The sequence below is a fragment of the Streptomyces amritsarensis genome (genome assembly GCF_001953875.1).
Taxonomy (GTDB): Bacteria; Actinomycetota; Actinomycetes; order Streptomycetales; family Streptomycetaceae; genus Streptomyces; species Streptomyces amritsarensis.
Map to the genome: position 1 here is coordinate 61263 of NZ_MQUR01000019.1, position 19389 is coordinate 80651.

Sequence of the window (19389 nt, forward strand, 5' to 3'; positions counted from 1 at the left end):
GGCTCCTTCGCGGGCTCAGCAGTTCTTGGCGGGCGCGGGCGCGGGGTTGGCCAGGAGGGCCAGCGCCTTGTCCGCGTCCTCCTTCGTGCTGAGCTCCTTGAAGGCGTCGCCCAGGATCAGGTCGACGTCCGCGGTCTCACGGGTGTCGGTCTGCTGGGTGGTCCCGGGGAGCTGGGTGCCCAGTACGGCGAAGACGGCCTTGTCGGTCGTCGGGGAGCCCAGCAGTATCCCGGTGCCGGGGACCTTCTTGTCGAAGTCGGCCGGGGCGTTGCCGACGGTGCCGATGAGGAACCCGCGTTTGGCGAGTTCGTCGCCGACGGCCTTGGCCAGGCCCGCGCGCGGGGTCGCGTTGTAGACGTTGACCGTGATCGTGCCGGGCTGGGGGAGCACGACCGCCGGTTTGGCGGGGGCGGACGCCGTGGCGGCGGCGGGGGCCGCGGGAGCACCGCCCTTGGCGGCGGACCCGGGTGACTTCGTCGGGCAGTCCTTGGCACCGGCAGCTGTGTTCCGCTTGGGGCCATCGCCCCGGAACACGCCGATGAGCTGCAGTGCCCCGTAGCCGACCAGGGCAAGCGCGAGGACCGAGCCGAGCACGGCGAGGACGATCCGACGTCGGCTCCGCTTACGGCTCATGCGGGGGTAGGCGGTCCCCGTGACGCGGTACTTACCGCCCATGCCGGGGGGAGTGAGCATGCTCATGGGCGCAGCGTAGTGCGACCCGGTGGCGATGCCTACTAAATGATCTGCTGATAGGTCAATGGTGACCCGAAAGGCGCAATCTACGCGAAGCGTCAGTCCATCTCGAGGACGCGGGCGTGCAGCACCTGGCGCTGCTGCAGGGCCGCGCGCACGGCGCGGTGCAGGCCGTCCTCCAGATAGAGGTCGCCCTGCCACTTCACGACATGGGCGAAGAGGTCGCCGTAGAAGGTCGAGTCCTCGGCGAGCAGCGTTTCGAGGTCCAGCTGGCCCTTGGTCGTCACGAGCTGGTCGAGCCGGACCGGGCGCGGCGCGACGTCCGCCCACTGCCGGGTGGTTTCCCTGCCGTGGTCGGGGTACGGCCGCCCGCTTCCGATGCGCTTGAAGATCACACGGAAAGCCTACCGGGCCCGTGCCTGCGGGCGCAGCCTCGTAGCGGCGGTGCAAAAGTGGCGAACACTGCCAATTGGGGAGTGATCCATGAGCGAGAGCACCGACGCCGCCGCCACTGCGGACCCGACCGGCCCGGCCGGGCAGATCGCCGCGGGGTACGAATTCACCGGACCCGCACTCGATCTGGGGGCCCTCCTCTGGGACGGCGCATGCCTGCCCGACCGTCAGATCCGCATCCCCCTGTCCATGCTCAACCGGCACGGGCTGGTCGCCGGCGCCACCGGCACCGGCAAGACCAAGACGCTCCAGCTCATCGCCGAGCAGCTGTCGGCGAACGGGGTCCCCGTCTTCCTCGCGGACATCAAGGGCGACGTCTGCGGGATCACCGCGCCCGGTACGCCCGGGGCGCGGATCGCCGAGCGGGCCGGGGACGTGGCCCAGAGCTGGGAGCCCACCGGATTCCCGGGCGAGTTCTACGCGCTGGGCGGCATCGGGCCCGGCATCCCGGTCCGTTCGACCGTCACCGCCTTCGGCCCGGTGCTGATGTCGAAGGTGCTCCAGCTCAACCAGACCCAGGAGCAGTCCCTCGGCCTGATCTTCCACTACGCCGACACCAAGGGCCTGGAGCTGATCGACCTCAAGGACCTGCGCGCGGTCGTCGCCTTCCTCGTCTCCGACCGGGGGAGGGCCGAGCTCAAGGGCATCGGCGGACTCTCCACGGCGACGGCAGGGGTGATCCTGCGGGCGCTGACCGCCTTCGAGGCGCAGGGGGCCGCGGAGTTCTTCGGCGAGCCCGAGTTCGACACGAGCGAGTTCCTGCGCACGGCCGCCGACGGCCGCGGAGTGGTCTCCGTACTGGAACTCCCCGCGGTCCAGGACAAGCCGCAGCTCTTCTCCACCTTCCTGATGTGGCTGCTGGCCGACCTCTACAACGACCTGCCGGAGGTCGGCGACCTGGAGAGGCCCAAGCTCGTCTTCTTCTTCGACGAGGCCCACCTGCTCTTCAGCGGGGCTTCGAAGGCCTTCCTGCAGTCGGTCACCCAGACCGTCCGGCTGATCCGCTCCAAGGGCGTCGGCGTCTTCTTCGTGACGCAGACCCCCAAGGACGTGCCGGGCGACGTGCTCGCCCAGCTCGGCAACCGCGTGCAGCACGCCCTGCGCGCCTACACCCCCGACGACGCCAAGGCGCTCAGGGCGACCGTGAGGACCTTCCCGCACTCCCCCTACGACCTGGAGAAGCTGCTCACGGGCCTGGGGACCGGCGAGGCCGTGGTCACCGTGCTCGGCGAGAACGGCGCCCCCACACCGGTCGCGGCGACCAGGCTGCGCGCCCCGCAGTCGCTGATGGGGCCGATCGCGGCCGCGGACCTGGAGCGGGCCGTGCAGGCCTCGCCGCTCTGGTCGCGCTACGCGGAGCCGGTCGACCGCGAGTCGGCGTACGAGAAGATCAGCGCCGAGCAGGCCGCCGCGGAGGCGCAGGCGGAGGCCGCCGCGGCGGCGGCCGAGGCCGAGGAGCAGGCCGAGGCGGCCCAGGAGCAGGCCGAGGCGGCGCGGAAGCAGGCCGCGCGGGCGGCCGGGCGCGGCGCCCAGAAGGCGGAGCCCTCGCTGGCCGAGCAGGTGGTGGGCAGCGGGCTGTTCCGTTCGCTGGCCCGGTCGATCGGCACGCAGCTGGGCCGGGAGATCTCGCGCTCCGTCTTCGGGACGGCGCGCAGGCGCAGATGACGCGGTGACAGACTCGGGGCATGCGGACCGAACTCACCGACACCACGTCCAGCAAGGTCAACCGGGCCCTGCTCGCAGCACGCCGGGCGATAGGCAGCCCCACCATGGGGCTGGTCCTGACGCTCGTCGTCGTCACCGACGAGGAGAACGCCTACGACGCCGTACGCGCGGCTTCCGAGGCCTCACGCGAGCACCCGTGCCGCATCATCGTGGTCATCAAGCGGGTCTCGCGCGGCCCGCACAAGCTCCGCGCGAGCCGGGTGGACGCCGAGCTGCGGGTCGGGTCGGACGCCGGAGCGGGGGAGCTGGTGCTGCTGCGCCTGCACGGGGCGCTGACCGAGCAGGCCGGATCGGTGGTCCTGCCGCTGCTGGTGCCGGACGCGCCGGTGGTGGCGTGGTGGCCGGCGGACGCCCCCGCCGACCTGGCGCGCGATCCGCTGGGCGCGCTCGCGCAGCGACGGATCACGGACGCGGCCGCCGCTGTCGACCCGGTGGGCGTCCTCGACGAGCGGGCCGCCGGCTACCAGCCCGGCGACACCGACCTGGCCTGGACCCGGCTCACGCCGTGGCGGGCCCTGCTGGCCGCGGCCCTCGACCAGAAGCCGCTGGCGGTGACCGGTGCGGCGGTCGAGAGCGAGCCCGACAACGCGAGCGCCGAGCTGCTGGCGCGCTGGCTGGAGGACCGCCTCGGGGTCCCGGTGGAGCGGGTCGCGACCGGCGGCCCGGTCATCACGGGCGTGGTGCTGCGCACCCCGGGCGGGGACGTCCGCGTGGACCGGCCCGCGGGCGCGCTGGCCACCCTGACCCTGCCGGGGAGCCCCGACCGCAGGGTGGCTCTGAAGATCCGCAGCGGCGCCGAACTGATCGCGGAGGAACTGCGCCGCCTCGACGCGGACGTGGTCTACGGCTCCGCGCTGCGGCGCCGGCCGCTCCAGGCGGGGCTCTCGGCGTAGTGGTTGTCGTAGGTCGCCGAGCTGTCCTTGATGTCCTGCACGGAGGCCTCGCCCGCGTGGACCCGGCCGAGGAGCCGGTAGTAGTCGAAGCGGCCCATGCCGGGGGTGAAGCCGACGAAGACGCTCGCCGTGTGGCCGGCGGCCGGGGCGAAGGCGTGCTTCACGCCCGGCGGGACGGCGAGGAAGTCGCCGGCGTCCAGGGTCTGGATCTCGTCGCCGACGAGGACGTCGAGGCGTCCCGCGGTGACGTGGAAGAACTCGGTGGCCTTGGTGTGGAAATGCACCGGGGCGCCCGCCGCGCCCTCCTCGAAGGTGGCGGTGTTGCAGGTGAGCTCGGCGGTGTCGGTCAGCAGGGTGATGAGGCTGCCGGGGGCGTCCTGGACGGTCTCGGCGGTGGCGGCGCGGGTCGCGATCTGTGTCATGGGCTCAATCTACGGTCATGATCGACCGGCGGCAGGGGGCTATCAGGACCGCGTACGGGCCGTCGTTCCAAGCCTGTTCCGCCACCTGACCGGGACGGAGCGGCAAGGGTCGAAACGGGTCAGGAGCCGCCCGCGGCCTTCGCAGCCTTGGCGGCCTTCGCGGCGGCCTTCATCTCCTGCTTGTGCGCCCGCACCTTGGCCAGGGATTCCGGCCCGGTGATGTCGGCCGCCGAACGGTAGACGTTCGCCTGGCCGTAGCCGCCCGCGGCCTCCCGCCAGCCCGTCGGCCGCACCCCGAACCGCTTGCCCAGCAGGGCGAGGAAGATCTGGGCCTTCTGCTCCCCGAAACCGGGCAGCGCCTTGAGGCGCCCCAGCAGTTCCTGCCCCGTCGCGGCGTCGGCCCAGACGGCCTCGGCGTTCCCGTCGTAGTGCTCCACCAGGTACGCGCACAGCTGCTGGATCCGCGTCGCCATGGACCCCGGGTACCGGTGCACGGCGGGCTTCTGCGAGAGCAGGGCGGCGAAGGCCTCCGGGTCGTACGCGGCGATGGCGTGCGCGTCGAGGTCGTCGGAGTCCATCCGCCGGGCGATCGTCCAGGGCCCCGAGAACGCCCACTCCATCGGCACCTGCTGGTCCAGCAGCATGCCGACGAGCGCGGCGAGCGGGCTCCGGCCGAGCAGCGCGTCGGCGTCGGGCTGCTGTGCCAGCCGGATGGTGATGTCCTTGTCCATGGCTCCAGCGTCCCGCGCGGGCGCGCTCCCCGCGCGGTCGGCACACCGCGCGCCTAGCGTGAGTACGACGACAGCGAGGAACGATCCGAGGAGTCGATCGATCATGCTTGAGTTCCCCGAAGGCGCGCCGTGCTGGGTGGACGCGATGTTCAGGGACGTGGAGGGCGCCAAGACCTTCTACGGCGACGTGCTGGGCTGGACCTTCGGCGAGTCCAGCACCGAGTACGGCAACTACACGCAGGCCTACTCGGACGGCAGGGCCGTCGCGGCCGTCGTACCGCCGATGCCCGGGGTCGACGCACCCTCGCAGTGGTGTCTGTACTTCGCCTCCCCCGACGCGGCGGCCACGGCAGGGAAGGTGACCGAGCACGGTGGCGAGGTCCTGATGGGCCCGATGCAGGTCGGACCGTTCGGCACGATGCTCATCGCGAAGGAGCCGAGCGGTGCCGTCTTCGGCGTCTGGCAGCCGGGCGAGCACAAGGGCTTCGAGAAGATGGGCGAGGCGGGCTCCTACGCCTGGGCGGAGGTCTTCACCCGGGAGCCGGCCAAGCCCGACGCCTTCCTGCCGAAGGTCTTCCCGTACAGCACCGAGCGGATGGACCCGGGGGACGACCCCGAGATGGCCGGCATGGACTTCAAGGTCTTCAGCGCCGGCGACCCGGGGCGGCCGGTGCTCGGCCGGATGAAGATGGACGACGACTTCCCGCCGGAGGTGCCGTCGTACATCCAGGTCTACTTCGGGGTCCCGGACTGCGACGAGGCGGTGTCGAAGACCCAGAAGCACGGCGGGAAGCTGCACTTCGGCCCGATGGACAGCCCGTTCGGCCGGTTCGCGGCGGTCTCCGACCCGCAGGGCGCGGCCTTCGCGGTGATCGACATGTCGACGACGGTCGGCGAGATGCCGAGCTTCGGCTGACCCCGGCCACGGGCCCTGCCGCGCCGCGCCGACGGCGTCATTCGAGGGCGGCGCTCATGACGCTGTGGATGCGGGAAAGCGTGAAAACGCGCTCGGCGTCCCGAAGGTGGCACCACGCTTCGAGATAGGGCGGATCCAGGTCCAGGCTGCTGAGGGTGCGAACGGTCCGGCTGCCCGAGGTGGCGACGTACTCGACGGTGATGGCCTGACCTGCGTCGATGGCGTGGGCGAGCTGGCGGATGTCGCTGTACGGCAGGCGCTTCGCCCACCCTGCGACGATCTCCTCGGTGTCCGTGGCGAAGGGCGCTCCACCATCGAACGGTGCTGGTTCGGGAGCCGTGACCGGAGCGGCCAGCAGCCGGGTCGCCAACGTACTCGGGTCGAGGGAGGGGGTTTCCCTCGCCGTGCTCGTGGCAGCGGTCCGGCCGCCACCCCTCGCTCGGGAGCCGCGCGGAGCCGGAACGGCAGCGGTCGCCCGCCGAGGCAGGGCCCTTTCGATCCGTACAGTGCCCTCGGTCGTCTCGGCGACGGGGGCGTATCCCTCGGCCCGGAGCGCGGCGAGGGTCCTGTCGAGCGGGCTGCGGCTGATCAGCACCGTCGGTGCCAGCTGCCGGAGTCCGAGCTCGGCCAGCCTGCGGTGGGCGGCGAGTTCGGCCAGGAGCGCGGGCTCCTGGCCGTGGAGGACGCAGGCGGCAGGGGCGATGCGCACGCGCCCGTGACCGCGTGCGGTGTCGGTGATCAGGTACGACAGCGGCTGGGGCAGCGGCCCGGTGGCGACGGCGGCCAGGTCTGCCGTGATGTCCTCGGGAACCAGGCCGGCGTCCAGCGCCCGGCGGACGCTGCCGGCGCTGAACCGCCAGACCGATGCCGTGCCGCTGGTCTCCCGGTCGGCGACGGAGTCCAGGAGCGAGGCCAGCTGCGTGGACGGGGTGCCGGTGACGACGGCGGTGAGGTCGGCGCCGATCCGGGCCGTCGAGGTGGCCGAGGGCAGCAGCCGCCGGCACTCGGTGTCCAGCCCCTCCGCGTCGCCGGTCCACAGGTGGATACCGATGGCGGAAAGAGCACCGCGTGCGAGCACGCCCAGGAGTTCGGCCTCGCGGATCACGGTGGCGAACGGCGGTCCGTCCGGCGACGAGTCGGCGAGAGGGCGGTACCAGGCGATCAGCGGCCCCAGATCCGACGCGCCCCGCACACCCTGCCCTGCCGGGAGCCGCTCCGCCGCGTCCAGCAGCCCGTGGCGGGCCTGCACACAGCCGTTGCAGGGCGGTGCTCCGGCGAGGGCGGGGAGCGCCTTGTTGTCCTCGTCGCGCGCCCGGGTGGGGGTGAGCGGCAGGTTCCGCCATGCCTGGAGCAGTGCGGCGAACTGCTCCGGGGGTTCCTGTTCCGCCCAGGCGTCGTACGCCTCGGTGGGTGCCACACGATCGCCGTCCCGGGCCAGCAGGCCGGCGGCGTACGCGGCCTCCAGGGTGAGGCGTACGACGGCGTCGTCGGCCTGGGCGGCCTTGCCGATCCGTGCCAGTTCACGCGCACCGATCCCGCCGGACTTCAGCCGGGCCGGCGCGGTCGTCGAGCAGGCCGACAGGACCGAGGCGGCGCCGGCGGCGAACGCCGAGGCGGCGGCCGACGCCTCGTGGTCGACCTCCTTCGGGGAGACGGGAGCCAAGCCCACGGAAGGCGGGACGGGATGGAACGGCGCGTGCCAGTCGGGCCCGCGCAGCGCGAGCGCCACCTCGGCGGGCATACGGGCCGGGCCGTAGCGGCGGCGGTCCTGGACGAGGAGTCCCCGATCCAGTGCCCATCGCGCGCCCGGTTCGAGCTCGGGGCCCGGACTCCCGAACATGATGAACCGCCCCGGACTGCCGGGGCTGCCGGGCCCAGCCCCGCTTCGGCCTTCGAGCAGCTTCCGGGTCACCGCAGGGGCCTTGTCGATCACGGAAAGGATCCGCTCCGGGTCGCTGTGGTATTCCACCAGCGCGGCCAGCCGCTGCGCCTTGCTGCCCGGCGGTTTGACGCCCAGTGCCGCCAGCATTGCGCGCAGCTCGTCGGAGGTCGTGCCCGTGAGTAGCTCCTCCAGCGGGGCATCCAGCCCCAGGGGCGCGTCCCAGGCCTGCCGCAGCGCTCCGGCCATACGGAGCTTCCCCGCGCCGTCCGGCCAGACCAGAGCATGATCGGCCAGAGCCTCCAGTACGGCCTCCAGATCGCGGATGGTGGCGTCGTCGGCCGCTGCCAGCAGTTCGGCCAGGTCATCGCGCGCCGCGGGCGCACGCAGCGAGGCGAGCGCTTCGGCGACCTGGAGATGCGGTAGCGCGAGCCGCGTCAGGGCAAGGGCCACCGATCCCGGGCGCTGAAGCCGGTCGGCCAGTTCCCCCACCGAACGCGGCTGCGGAGTGGACGCCGCGTCCCTCCGCGTCTCGAGCACCCGTGCCAGACGACAGCCGTCGAGGCCGCCCAGCCAAGTCGCCAGCGTCGATGGGGTCTTCATGCCGGGCACCTCGCGAGATCAGGACCATGGCAGCGGGGGACTCGCCGCGCGGTTGAAAGGATGTCGTACCCCTATGATCCGCAGCTGCCGTACGGGACAGGACTCCCCCGTTGGTGGGCGCCGGCATCCGCGGCGCGGCGAGAGCGGGGGCAGCCCGCATCCCGAAATGCGTCGCGACTGGTGGACGGCTGCGGAGGATACGAGATTCGAACTCGTGAGGGGTTGCCCCCAACACGCTTTCCACATGTTCGTACGGGGGTACGGCGGGGGCCGTAGGCGTCCTGATCTGCGACGGAGCCTTTGGGGTGGCTACGCCTGGACGGGTCCGGATGGAGGTGAATGAGACGAACTGAGACCAGGCTGGTTGGGGTTCGCCCGGATCCGGCCTGCTCGACGGCCCACCACCCTAGGCTTGTCCCAGGTATGGGCCCGCGGACCGCTTCGTGGAGGAGCCGATCATGAGTACTGCCCCGAACCTTCCGCTCCCGCCCCGTCGGTCTGAAGATCCACATCCGTTGCGGACGATTCGGGAGATCCGGGAGTCCTTGCCCGAGCAGCAGCTCGGGCACTTCGACGCCGAACTCGCCGACACGGACATCGACGCCCTTCCGGAGATGCTTCACCGCTGGGCCGCTCTCGGCAGCGACGGGTTTCTTGATCGGCTTGAGTCGGCGCCGTTCGAGGGCCTGGAGTTCGGGCACCGTTCCTACGACGATGCGGCGGACGGCGAGTGATCCATCTGCTCGACACCAACGTGGTCTCCGAGATCACCACCCGGCCGAAGCCGGCTCGGCTGTTGTGGCCTGGGCCCGTTCCGTCCCGACCACCGGCCTCTACCTGAGTGTCATCACGATCGCCGAGATCGAGGCCGGCATCGCTGCGACACCGGACCTGGTACGGCGTGCCGCTTTCGCGCGGGCGCTCGACGGCATTCGCATGGACTACAGCGACCGGATCGCGGCCGTCGGAGAACAGGAGGCCCTCGCGTACCTCGCTCTTCATCGGAAGCTGAAGAGCGCCGGAACCGGCGTCGATCCGCCGGATGCGCTGATCGCCGCCACCGCCCTTGCGAACGGGTGGACCCTGGTGAGCCGGAACGTCAAGCACCTGGCGCGGACGGGTGCGCTCCTGCTCAACCCGTGGGAGTACGAGGGCTGACCTGCGGGCGGTTGTGCGAGCCCCCGCGAGATCGAGTTCGAGGTAGAGGCGCGCCGGGACGCGGGTTGCCGTGGAAGACCTGGCTGGTGTGCCAGGAGCGGTGGTGCGTCGCCACGGGACGGACGCCCGGTTGTGGGCCGATGAGCGGGCGGCCCGCGAGGGCTATGACCTGCTCTTGGGCCGTGGGGCTGCGGCCGACGAAGTGCTGCGATACGAGGATGCGGTCGCCGTCGCCGACGCCGAGGACGCCTTTGTCGAAGAGCTTGTGGTGCAGCGAGCACAGACATAGACCGTTGTCGACGTCGTCCGGTCCGCCGAATGCCCACCAGCGCACGTGTGCGGCCTCCAGTCCGACCGGCACCGCCCCGAGCCGTCCGTCGTAGCCGCAGAAGGCGCACTGGTACTCGTAAGCCGTAAGTACCAGCTCCCGCATCCGCCGGTCCCTCCGCCGCCGCGCTGGCGACGACCAGCCCGTCTCTGCTGGCTCCAGCTCCAGTCCGGTCGCTTCGCACAGCTCGCCGTGCAGAGAGGGCGGGAAATGCTGGTCGAGCAGTACCCGCGCCATCCGGCCCAGCAGCGACGGCTCCCGCCGCAGGGCTGCCCGTAGCTCCGGTGCCAACCGCCCCGCAGCGCCGGCCGCCCGCAGCTCCCGAACCGCGCTTCCGGGACTGCCGGGTCCGCGGTCGGTGCGCACTTCCCACACCCCGTCGCTGACCAGGTGGTGGAACGGGTAGGCGGGCGTCGTCCTGTTCGGCGGACCGTACTCGGCCAGCAGCCGCTTCAGGTCCTCCTCCACCGCGCTGTAGACCAGCTCGCCGTCGGCATCCTGCTGGAACCGGCTGAGGGCGTACAGGAAGAGCAGCGGCTTGTGGGGGGCGCGCGCCCCGCCCTTGGTCCACTGCCTCAACGTCGCGGTCCGCTCCAGCCAGTCCATGACCGGCGATCGTAGTTGGCCCCACGGAACGTCAGCCTGGCCCCGTCACGGGCATGTGCCTGACGGCCTGCCGAGGACGCCACAGAGATTTGTAGGTAATTGCCCGAAGTAAATGAAACCGGAACTGAGACCAGGGCATGCAGAAGAGCCGGACCGCGATCAGCGGTCCGGCTCTTCGTTTCGCCTGTTCAGGCGGCTGCGGAGGATACGAGATTCGAACTCGTGAGGGGTTGCCCCCAACACGCTTTCCAAGCGTGCGCCCTAGGCCTCTAGGCGAATCCTCCGCCGCAAACAATACAAGACGCGGAGGGGTGCTCGCGAACGTGATCGTTCGCAGGGGATCCCGCGGGCCGGCTCGGGGGTGGAGGCGGGGGCGGGGTCGATTCCGGGGGTGCGGATCCGCTAGGGTGGGGCCCAGCCCCTCACGTGGCGCTATCTCACCCAACTCCCCCAGGGCCGGAAGGCAGCAAGGGTAAGTGGGCTCTGGCGGGTGCGTGGGGGGCGCTTTGCGTTCCCGGGGCCCTTCGTGGCGCCGGAGGGCCGCTGTTGTCGGTGGGCCCGGATAACCTCGTAGACGTGTCGTCCCTTGCGCTGTACCGCCGCTACCGCCCCGAGTCGTTCGCCGAGGTCATCGGTCAGGAGCATGTCACTGCACCCCTGATGCAGGCCCTGCGGAACAACCGGGTCAATCACGCGTACCTGTTCAGCGGGCCGCGCGGGTGTGGAAAGACCACCAGCGCGCGCATCCTCGCCCGGTGCCTGAACTGTGAGCAGGGTCCCACTCCGACGCCGTGCGGGGAGTGCCAGTCCTGCCGCGACCTCGCCAGGAACGGGCCGGGCTCCATCGACGTCATCGAGATCGACGCCGCCTCGCACGGTGGTGTGGACGACGCCCGCGACCTGCGCGAGAAGGCCTTCTTCGGCCCCGCGTCCAGCCGCTACAAGATCTACATCATCGACGAGGCCCACATGGTCACCTCGGCGGGCTTCAACGCCCTGCTGAAGGTGGTCGAGGAGCCGCCGGAGCACCTCAAGTTCATCTTCGCCACCACCGAACCGGAGAAGGTCATCGGGACCATCCGGTCCCGGACGCACCACTACCCCTTCCGCCTGGTCCCGCCGGGCACCCTGCGGGACTACCTCGGCGAGGTCTGCGGCAGCGAGGGCGCCCGGGTGGAGGACGGCGTGCTGCCGCTCGTCGTGCGCGCCGGCGCCGGCTCCGTGCGTGACTCGATGTCCGTCATGGACCAGCTCCTCGCCGGCGCCGGCGAGGAGGGTGTGACGTATGCCATGGCCACCTCGCTCCTCGGCTACACCGAGGGCTCGCTCCTCGACTCCGTCGTCGACGCCTTCGCGTCCGGGGACGGCGCAGCCGCCTTCGAGGTCGTCGACCGGGTCGTCGAGGGCGGGAACGACCCCCGCCGGTTCGTCGCCGACCTGCTGGAACGGCTGCGCGACCTGGTCATCCTCGCCGCCGTGCCCGACGCCGGGGAGAAGGGGTTGATCGACGCCCCCGCCGATGTCGTGGAGCGGATGCAGGCCCAGGCGTCCGTGTTCGGCGCCGCCGAGCTCTCGCGCGCCGCCGACCTGGTCAACGCCGGCCTCACCGAGATGCGGGGCGCGACCTCGCCGCGGCTCCAGCTGGAGCTGATCTGCGCCCGCGTGCTGCTCCCCGCCGCCTTCGACGACGAGCGGTCCTTCCAGGCCCGGCTGGACCGCCTGGAGCGCACCGGGGCCGCAGCTTTCGCCGCCGGGCCGCCCGCCATGGGCTACGTGCCCGGGCCCGAGGCGCACGCCATGGCCCCCGCCGGTCCGGGCGGGGGTCCCGCCGCCGCGCGGGCCGCCGCAGCCCGTACGCCCGCTCCCGCTCCGGCTCCGGTCGCCCCGGTCACCGCTCCCGTGCAGGCCCCCGCGCCGGTCACCGCTCCCGTGCAGCCGGAAGCCGCGCCCGTGCAGGCCCCGCCCGCCGCCGCTCCCGTCCAGCCCGCGCCCGTGCCGGGTGCGTGGCCCGGGGCCGCGCAGCCCGGCAGCGGTGCCCCGGCCGCCCGGCCCGCCGCCGCGGGGGCCCCCGCACCCGGCGCCTGGCCCAGCGCGGCCGCTCCCGGCCAGGGCGCGCCCGCACCCGCGCACGTTCCGGCCACCCCCGCTCCGGCTCCTGCCGCCCCGGCTGCCGCGGCCGCCGCCGCACCCGCCCCCTCCCCGGGCATGGCCGCCGGCGCCGGACAGGTCCAGGCGATGTGGCCGGGCGTCCTGGAGGCCGTCAAGAACCGCCGTCGCTTCACCTGGATCCTGCTCAGCCAGAACGCCCAGGTCACCGGCTTCGACGGAACCACCCTCCAGCTGGGCTTCCCCAACGCCGGAGCCCGCGACAACTTCGCCAGCAGCGGCAGCGAGGACGTGCTCAAGGCGGTCCTGGCCGAGCAGTTCCAGGTCAACTGGAAGATCGAGGCCGTCGTGGGCGGCGGCTCCCCGGCCCCGGCGTCGGCCCCCGGCGCGGCCTACGGCACCTCGTACGGCGCGCCCTCCGGGCCCGCCCCGGCCTACAGCCCGCCGCCCCCGCAGCAGCAGCACGCCCCCGCCCCGCAGGCCCCGGCCGCGCCGCAGCAGCAGCCCTCCCGGCAACCCCAGCAGCCGCAGCAGTCGGCCTCCGCGCCGCAGCCCCCCGTACAGCAGGCGCCCCCGCCGGTCGCGCCCGAGGACGACTTCGCGGAGGACGACGACCCCGACCTCGTCGAGAGCGCGCTGACCGGACACGACCTGATCGTGCGCGAGCTCGGAGCCACCGTTGTGGAGGAATACACAAACGAGTAGGCCGTCCCAGTTGGGTGGCCGCACGAAGGCGGCGCCGCCGTCCGGGCTAGGCTGAGCAGCGTGAAGGTCCTCGTCATCGGCGGCGGCGCCCGCGAACACGCCCTGTGCCGCTCTCTGTCCCTCGACCCCGACGTCTCCGCGCTGTACTGCGCTCCCGGCAACGCCGGCATCGCCGAGGTGGCCGAGCTCCGCCCGGTCGACGCCCTCGACGGCGCGGCCGTCGCCGCTCTCGCGACCGAGCTCGGCGCCGACCTGGTCGTCGTCGGCCCGGAGGCCCCGCTGGTCGCCGGGGTCGGCGACGCCGTGCGCGCGGCCGGCATCCCCGTCTTCGGCCCGTCCGCCGAGGCGGCTCAGCTCGAAGGCTCCAAGGCCTTCGCCAAGGACGTGATGGCGGCGGCCGGGGTCCCGACCGCGCGCAGCTACGTCTGCACCACCCCGGAGGAGGTGGACGCGGCCCTCGACGCCTTCGGCGCCCCCTACGTCGTCAAGGACGACGGTCTGGCGGCCGGCAAGGGCGTCGTGGTCACCGAGGACATCGAGGCCGCCCGCGCGCACGCGCTCGCCTGCGACCGCGTGGTCATCGAGGAGTACCTCGACGGCCCCGAGGTCTCCCTCTTCGCCATCACCGACGGCGTCACCGTGGTCCCGCTGCAGCCCGCGCAGGACTTCAAGCGCGCGCTGGACGGCGACCAGGGCCCCAACACGGGCGGCATGGGCGCGTACTCCCCGCTGCCCTGGGCCGACCCCAAGCTGGTCGACGAGGTCATGGAGCTCGTGCTCCAGCCGACCGTCGACGAGCTGCGCCGCCGCGGCACCCCCTTCTCGGGGCTGCTCTACGCCGGCCTCGCGATCACCGGCCGCGGGACCCGGGTCATCGAGTTCAACGCCCGGTTCGGCGACCCCGAGACCCAGGTGGTCCTCGCCCGGCTGCTCACCCCGCTCGCGAGCGTGCTGCTGAACGCCGCCAACGGCACCCTCGCCGACGAGCCGCCGCTCGTGTGGCGCGACGACGCCGCCGTCACGGTCGTCATCGCCTCCCACAACTACCCCGACACCCCCCGCACCGGGGACCCGATCGAGGGCCTGGCCGAGGTGGCCGCCGAGGACGCGCCCGACGCCTACGTGCTGCACGCCGGGACCCGGCGCGAGGGCGACGCCGTCGTCAGCGCGGGTGGTCGCGTGCTGTCGGTGACGGCGACCGGTTCCGATCTGGCGCAGGCGCGCGAGAAGGCGTATACGGCGGTCGCGCGCATCCGGCTGGACGGCTCGCAGCACCGTACGGACATCGCCGCCAAGGCGGCCGGGCTCGGCTGACCAGCGGCTCCGCGAACCCGCGGGCCCGGTGCGCAGATCCCGCGCCCGGGCCCGCGGGTGTGTTCGCGTGCGACTGCATCCGGCCTCGTTCGAACGCATCCACCTTTACCCAAAGCCATTCCATCGGGTGATCGTCGCCTCGTCTGCCTGACGACCGGGCGTGCCCCAACTAGGGTGCGGCGCAAGCATTCCGGCACTTGGCCCACCGACCTTGCGATGTCAGTGGCGGGTGTCACAGTGGGGGAGTGAGCAACGCAGCCGCAGGGCAGAGGGGGTGAGACCGGCCGTGTCCGGAATCGGTTCGATCATGGAAGCGGGCGTTCCGTCCGCGCGGTCCCGCGCACTGGCCGTGCTGCGCGTGCGCAGCCGGGCTCTGGCCGTCGCGCTGCTGCCCGCCGCCCTCGCGGTGGTGCTGGTGGCCGCCCGGGCGACGGGCCGGCTGGCCGGGGAGCCCTGGGGCACCGTGACGCTCGTGGTCTGCGCGGTCGCGGCGCTGGTGCTGCTCCTCGCCGGGATCTTCGCCGCGGTGGTGCTGCGGGCGAGCCCGGCGGTGACGCCGACGGTGCCGCTGTCCGAGGCGGCCGCCCCCGATCTCTACCGGCTGGTGCGGGACCTGGCCGACCGGATGGACGTTCCGCCGCCCTCCGCGATAGCCCTCACGCCCGACTGCGACAGCTGGCTGGAGGACCGCACCCATGCGGCCCACCGCCGCCGCGGCATAGCCGGCGGCCCCCAGTCCGCGCCCGGTGCGGCCCCGGTGCTGGTCATCGGCTCGCCGTTCCTGTGGTGGATGCGGGTCGCGGAGCTGCGGGCGGTGCTCGCGCCGGTCGTCGCCGGTACGGGCCCTTCCGCCCACCCGGACATAGCCGACGCGCGAGGCTTCGTACGGGGCCTGGACGCGGCCGTGGACGTGGGCAGCCGCCGCGGCCTCGGCTGGATCGCGGCGCCGGCCCGGCTGCTGCTGAGGCTGTGCCGGACGGACGCCGCCGAGATGGAGCGCGGGGTGGCCGCCGCCGCGTCGGACCGTGCACAGGGTGTGGACTACGGGCTGCGCATCGTGGCCCAGGAGCAGGTCGGCCTCGCCTACGCGGGCTGGGACCGGCTGCTGACCCGGGTGGCCCTGCCCGCCTGGCGGATGGGCCGCTGGCCCGCGCACCTGGACGCGGGGGTGGTCTCCGCCCTGACCGAGCTGTCGCGTCGGGACCGGCTGGCCGAGGGCTTCACCTCGCGGCTCGGTGAGCGGCCCGCCTGTGACCTGCTGGAGCAGCCCGGCGTGATCGACGAGGCGACCTCGCTGCTGGCCGCGCGGCTCTTCCACGGAGGCCCGGCCGAGGCCGGTCCGGACTGGTCGCCGGTGGAGTGGGCGGCGTATCCGGAAGAGGTCGTGGACCGCAAGTGGCGTGCGGAGGCGGCCCGACTGCACGCGGCCCTGGACGCGCTCGCCGGTCCGGCGGGGCTGCCCGCCGGCCCGAGCGGCCCGACCGGCGCGACCGGGACGGCCGGAGCCCCCGCGTCCGCCGCCGGCTCCGCGAGCCCGGCCGGAGCCGGCGCCGGTACCGCCACCCCCGCCGCCTCGGTGGCCCCCGCTGCCGGCGCCTCGGCCTCACCCGGCCCGTCCGGCCCCTCCGGTGCGGCGGGGTCCGCGACGATCGCAGCCCCCGACGCGGCCCACCCCGCCGGGGACGGCTTCGCCGGGCCCACGCTGGAGCGGGTGCTGGGCTGTCTCACGGGCGCCGCGGGAGAGGGAGCGCTCGGCGAGGCCCTGGCCGGTCGGCTCAGCGCCGATCTGGCCCGCGAGGAGCGGGCCGCGGGCACGGCCGGCGGCGCCGGGAAGGCGCGCGGCGCCGACGCCGTACCGCTGTTCCCGCTCCAGCCGCCGCGCAGCGGCCGGGACCTGCTGGCCGACCACGTGACGGCGATGGTGTGCTGCGCGGCCGTGGACTCGGCCGGGGCCACACCCGGGATGGACTGGCTCGACGGACCGGTCCTGCTGGTCGGCGGCGACCGCCGGGCGGATCTGGCCCCCCGCGTGCTCTGCCTGGTGGAGGACGGCGACCCGGAGCCGCTGCGGGACTGGCTGTCGGCCCTCGGCGTCCGCACGGAGAAGCCGGTCCGCCTCGTCTGAGCCATCTCCGCCCCGCCCCCGGAGGGGCGACGGATCGCACACACAAGCGGACTCCATTGTTCCGGTCGCGTCAATTCGCGACGAACGGTGACGGACTGCGTGCGTTATGTGATGTGCTGGGACCGGTCGCGGCTGGATGCTCCCGAAGCGGATGTCCGGGAGAAGCGCCGAACCGGCGCAAGGGGCGCCGCGCACCGAGTCGATGCACGCCGGCCGGGGGAGCGAGGGAGGGGAGCGGTCATGGGTACGGACCAGATCCGGCGTTGGGAGTCGGGTGCGCTCGCGCACGCGGTGAACGACCCCTTCGGACAGGGCCCCCTGCCCTGGTTCCGGGGCAGCGAGCTCTACTTCGACGACACCGGCCAGGTCGTCCCCTGGTACGTGGACCCGGCCGCCGCGGCCGCCGGCACCGGCCAGATCCCCCGGGCCCGCGGCAACGGCGGCCCCCGCACGGCCGACGACGTGCACCGCCAGATCAAGGGCTTCGCCTCGACCGGCGCCGTCGCCCCGGGCGAGGCCATCGACTTCCACATCACCGTCGACCCGCCCCAGCAGTTCTCCGTCGACGTCTACCGGATCGGCCACTACGGCGGCGACGGCGCCTCGAAGATCACCACCAGCCCCCGCCTCTCGGGCATCGTCCAGCCCGCCCCCCTCGCCGCCGACCGCACGGTCTCCTGCCACCACTGGTGGCTCTCCTGGCGCCTGCAGGTCCCGTCCTACTGGAGCGTCGGCGCGTATGTCGCCGTCCTGACCACAGCCGACGGCTACCGCTCCCACATCCCCTTCACGGTCCGCGACGACCACCCCGCCGACCTGCTGCTCCTGCTCCCCGACATCACCTGGCAGGCCTACAACCTCTACCCGGAGGACGGCCGGACGGGCGCCAGCCTCTACCACGCATGGGACGAGGCGGGCCGGCTCCTCGGCGAGCAGGACGCGGCCGTCACCGTCTCCTTCGACCGGCCCTACGCGGGCGCCGGCCTGCCCCTGCACGTCGGCCACGCCTACGACTTCATCCGCTGGGCCGAGCGCTACGGCTACGACATCGCCTATGCCGACACCCGCGACCTGCACGCCGGCCGCGTCGACCCGACCCGGTACCGCGGCCTGGTCTTCCCCGGCCACGACGAGTACTGGTCGGCCCCCATGCGCCGCACCGTCGAGCGGGCCCGCAACCACGGGACCTCACTCGTCTTCCTCTCCGCCAACACCATGTACTGGCAGGTCGAGCTCGGGCCCTCGCCCTCCGGGGTCGCCGACCGGCTGCTCACCTGCCGAAAACGCCGCGGACCGGGCCGCCCCAGCCTCTGGCGCGAGGTCGACCGCCCCGAGCAGCAGCTGCTCGGCATCCAGTACGCGGGCCGGGTCCCCGAACCCGCGCCGATGATCGTCCGCAACGCCACGCACTGGCTGTGGGACTCCACCGGCGCCGGCGAGAACGACGAACTGCCCGGCCTGGTAGCGGGCGAGGCCGACCGGTACTTCCCGCGCACCCAGCTCCCCGAGCACCGGGACCGGATCCTGCTCGCGCACTCCCCGTACCTCGACAGCGAGGGGCAGCGCCGCCACCAGGAGACCTCGCTCTACCGGGCGCCCAGCGGGGCGCTGGTCTTCGCCTCCGGGACGTTCGCCTGGTCCCCGGCCCTCGACCGGCCCGGCCACGTCGACGAGCGCGTGCAGCGGGCGACGGCCAATCTCCTCGACCGGATCTGCAAGGACGACTGACACGGCCGCGCCCGGCCGACCCACCCCTGTCCCCGGAAGGGCGGCCCGGTGCGCGAGAATCGGGGTGCGCTTCATACAGAACCACAGGGAGACCCCGTGTCCGGATTCGTCGAAAAGCCCGAGCCGGTTCAGGTTCCGGGCCTCGTCCACCTCCACACCGGCAAGGTGCGCGACCTCTACCAGGACGAGGACGGCCGCCTCGTCATGGTCGCCAGCGACCGCCTGTCCGCCTTCGACTGGGTGCTGCCCACCGAGATCCCGGACAAGGGCCGCGTCCTGACCCAGCTCTCCCTGTGGTGGTTCGACCAGCTCGCGGACCTCGTCCCGAACCACGTCATCTCCACCGACCTGCCCGCCGGCGCCCCCGCCGACTGGGCCGGCCGCACGCTGATCTGCAAGAACCTCGACATGGTCCCGGTGGAGTGCGTGGCCCGCGGCTACCTCACCGGCTCGGGCCTCGCCGAGTACAAGCAGACCCGCACGGTCTGCGGACTGGGCCTGCCCGAAGGCCTCGTGGACGGCTCCGAGCTGCCCGGCCCGATCTTCACCCCGGCCGCCAAGGCCGAGGTCGGCGAGCACGACGAGAACGTCTCCTACGAGGAGGTCGCGCGCACCACCGGCGTCGAGACGGCCGCGCTGCTGCGCCAGACCACCCTCGCCGTGTACAGCCGCGCCCGGGACATCGCCCGCGAGCGAGGGATCATCCTGGCCGACACCAAGTTCGAGTTCGGCTTCGACCCGAAGGACCGCACCCTGGTCGCCGCGGACGAGGTGCTGACCCCGGACTCCTCCCGCTTCTGGCCGGCCGACCAGTGGCAGCCGGGCCGTTCGCAGCCGTCCTTCGACAAGCAGTACGTCCGTGACTGGCTGGCCTCCGCGGCCTCCGGCTGGGACCCGAAGGGCGAACTGCCGCCGCCGGCGCTGCCGACGCAGGTCGTCGCGCAGACCCGCGCGAAGTACATCGAGGCGTACGAGCGCCTGACCGGCCTGGACTGGTCCTAGGA

The 19389-nt window shown here is 73.1% G+C and carries 16 protein-coding genes, 1 tRNA gene and 1 other RNA gene; 11 read left to right on the plus strand and 7 right to left on the minus strand.

Annotation, left to right across the window (positions count from 1 at the left end):
• Positions 1-15: 15 nt before the first annotated feature.
• Both AVW11_RS11470 and AVW11_RS11475 read right to left on the minus strand, forming a co-directional pair.
• Positions 16-699 carry a LytR C-terminal domain-containing protein gene (locus AVW11_RS11470; RefSeq protein ID WP_076043930.1) on the minus strand — a complete coding sequence of 228 codons (684 nt, stop codon included), beginning with the start codon at positions 697-699 and terminating at the stop codon, positions 16-18.
• A 92-nt stretch (positions 700-791) separates the two neighbouring features.
• Complete coding sequence (locus tag AVW11_RS11475) at positions 792-1088, minus strand: type II toxin-antitoxin system VapB family antitoxin (protein WP_008740979.1); 297 nt, start codon at positions 1086-1088, stop codon at positions 792-794.
• An 88-nt stretch (positions 1089-1176) separates the two neighbouring features.
• On the opposite strand from AVW11_RS11475, the gene AVW11_RS11480 reads away from it, so the two are divergent.
• Positions 1177-2811 (plus strand): helicase HerA-like domain-containing protein, encoded by a 1635-nt coding sequence (locus AVW11_RS11480; protein ID WP_076043931.1) that lies wholly within the window; start codon positions 1177-1179, stop codon positions 2809-2811.
• Positions 2812-2831: 20 nt separating this feature from the next.
• Positions 2832-3764 (plus strand): glucose-6-phosphate dehydrogenase assembly protein OpcA, encoded by a 933-nt coding sequence (gene opcA, locus AVW11_RS11485; RefSeq protein WP_030839643.1) that lies wholly within the window; start codon positions 2832-2834, stop codon positions 3762-3764.
• Here the strand turns inward: opcA and AVW11_RS11490 are convergent.
• Complete coding sequence (locus tag AVW11_RS11490; protein ID WP_060180123.1) at positions 3713-4186, minus strand: cupin domain-containing protein; 474 nt, start codon at positions 4184-4186, stop codon at positions 3713-3715. The genes opcA and AVW11_RS11490 overlap by 52 nt on opposite strands.
• Positions 4187-4305: 119 nt before the next feature.
• The gene (locus tag AVW11_RS11495; protein ID WP_060180122.1) at positions 4306-4917 is read right to left on the minus strand and encodes an HhH-GPD-type base excision DNA repair protein; all 612 of its coding nucleotides are present in this window, start codon (positions 4915-4917) and stop codon (positions 4306-4308) included.
• Between the two features lie 103 nt (positions 4918-5020).
• On the opposite strand from AVW11_RS11495, the gene AVW11_RS11500 reads away from it, so the two are divergent.
• On the plus strand, positions 5021-5833 hold the full coding sequence (locus tag AVW11_RS11500; RefSeq protein ID WP_030839649.1) for a VOC family protein: 813 nt from the start codon (positions 5021-5023) through the stop codon (positions 5831-5833).
• Between the two features lie 37 nt (positions 5834-5870).
• Here AVW11_RS11500 and AVW11_RS11505 read toward each other — a convergent pair whose 3' ends face one another.
• Positions 5871-8315 (minus strand): helicase C-terminal domain-containing protein, encoded by a 2445-nt coding sequence (locus tag AVW11_RS11505; RefSeq protein WP_076043932.1) that lies wholly within the window; start codon positions 8313-8315, stop codon positions 5871-5873.
• Positions 8316-8830: 515 nt separating this feature from the next.
• Between AVW11_RS11505 and AVW11_RS11510 the strand changes: the two genes are divergently transcribed.
• Together AVW11_RS11510 and AVW11_RS11515 are read left to right on the plus strand one after the other, a co-directional pair.
• Positions 8831-9049, plus strand: coding sequence for a hypothetical protein (locus AVW11_RS11510; protein WP_240528160.1), 219 nt, complete (start codon positions 8831-8833; stop codon positions 9047-9049).
• A gap of 64 nt (positions 9050-9113) precedes the next feature.
• Complete coding sequence (locus AVW11_RS11515) at positions 9114-9473, plus strand: PIN domain-containing protein (RefSeq protein WP_225884853.1); 360 nt, start codon at positions 9114-9116, stop codon at positions 9471-9473.
• Here AVW11_RS11515 and AVW11_RS11520 read toward each other — a convergent pair.
• Complete coding sequence (locus AVW11_RS11520; protein WP_076043933.1) at positions 9448-10407, minus strand: phosphorothioated DNA-binding restriction endonuclease; 960 nt, start codon at positions 10405-10407, stop codon at positions 9448-9450. The genes AVW11_RS11515 and AVW11_RS11520 overlap by 26 nt on opposite strands.
• A 199-nt stretch (positions 10408-10606) precedes the next feature.
• Positions 10607-10691, minus strand: a tRNA-Ser gene (locus tag AVW11_RS11525).
• Positions 10692-10820: 129 nt separating this feature from the next.
• On the opposite strand from AVW11_RS11525, the gene ffs reads away from it, so the two are divergent.
• From ffs to AVW11_RS11555, 6 genes are all read left to right on the plus strand, one after another.
• An RNA gene (gene ffs, locus AVW11_RS11530) (signal recognition particle sRNA small type) lies at positions 10821-10919 on the plus strand.
• A gap of 64 nt (positions 10920-10983) precedes the next feature.
• A complete protein-coding gene (locus tag AVW11_RS11535; RefSeq protein ID WP_076043934.1) occupies positions 10984-13218 on the plus strand; it encodes a DNA polymerase III subunit gamma and tau in 2235 nt (744 codons plus the stop codon).
• Positions 13219-13278: 60 nt separating this feature from the next.
• Entirely contained in the window at positions 13279-14532 is a 1254-nt protein-coding gene (purD, locus tag AVW11_RS11540; protein WP_076043935.1) for a phosphoribosylamine--glycine ligase, read from the plus strand.
• A 307-nt stretch (positions 14533-14839) separates the two neighbouring features.
• Positions 14840-16657: a M48 family metalloprotease gene (locus AVW11_RS11545; RefSeq protein WP_076043943.1), complete on the plus strand. Its 1818-nt coding sequence runs from the start codon at positions 14840-14842 to the stop codon at positions 16655-16657.
• A 240-nt stretch (positions 16658-16897) separates the two neighbouring features.
• Entirely contained in the window at positions 16898-18385 is a 1488-nt protein-coding gene (locus AVW11_RS11550) for a N,N-dimethylformamidase beta subunit family domain-containing protein (protein WP_030839672.1), read from the plus strand.
• A 96-nt stretch (positions 18386-18481) separates the two neighbouring features.
• A complete protein-coding gene (locus AVW11_RS11555; RefSeq protein WP_030839675.1) occupies positions 18482-19387 on the plus strand; it encodes a phosphoribosylaminoimidazolesuccinocarboxamide synthase in 906 nt (301 codons plus the stop codon).
• Positions 19388-19389 lie beyond the last annotated feature (2 nt).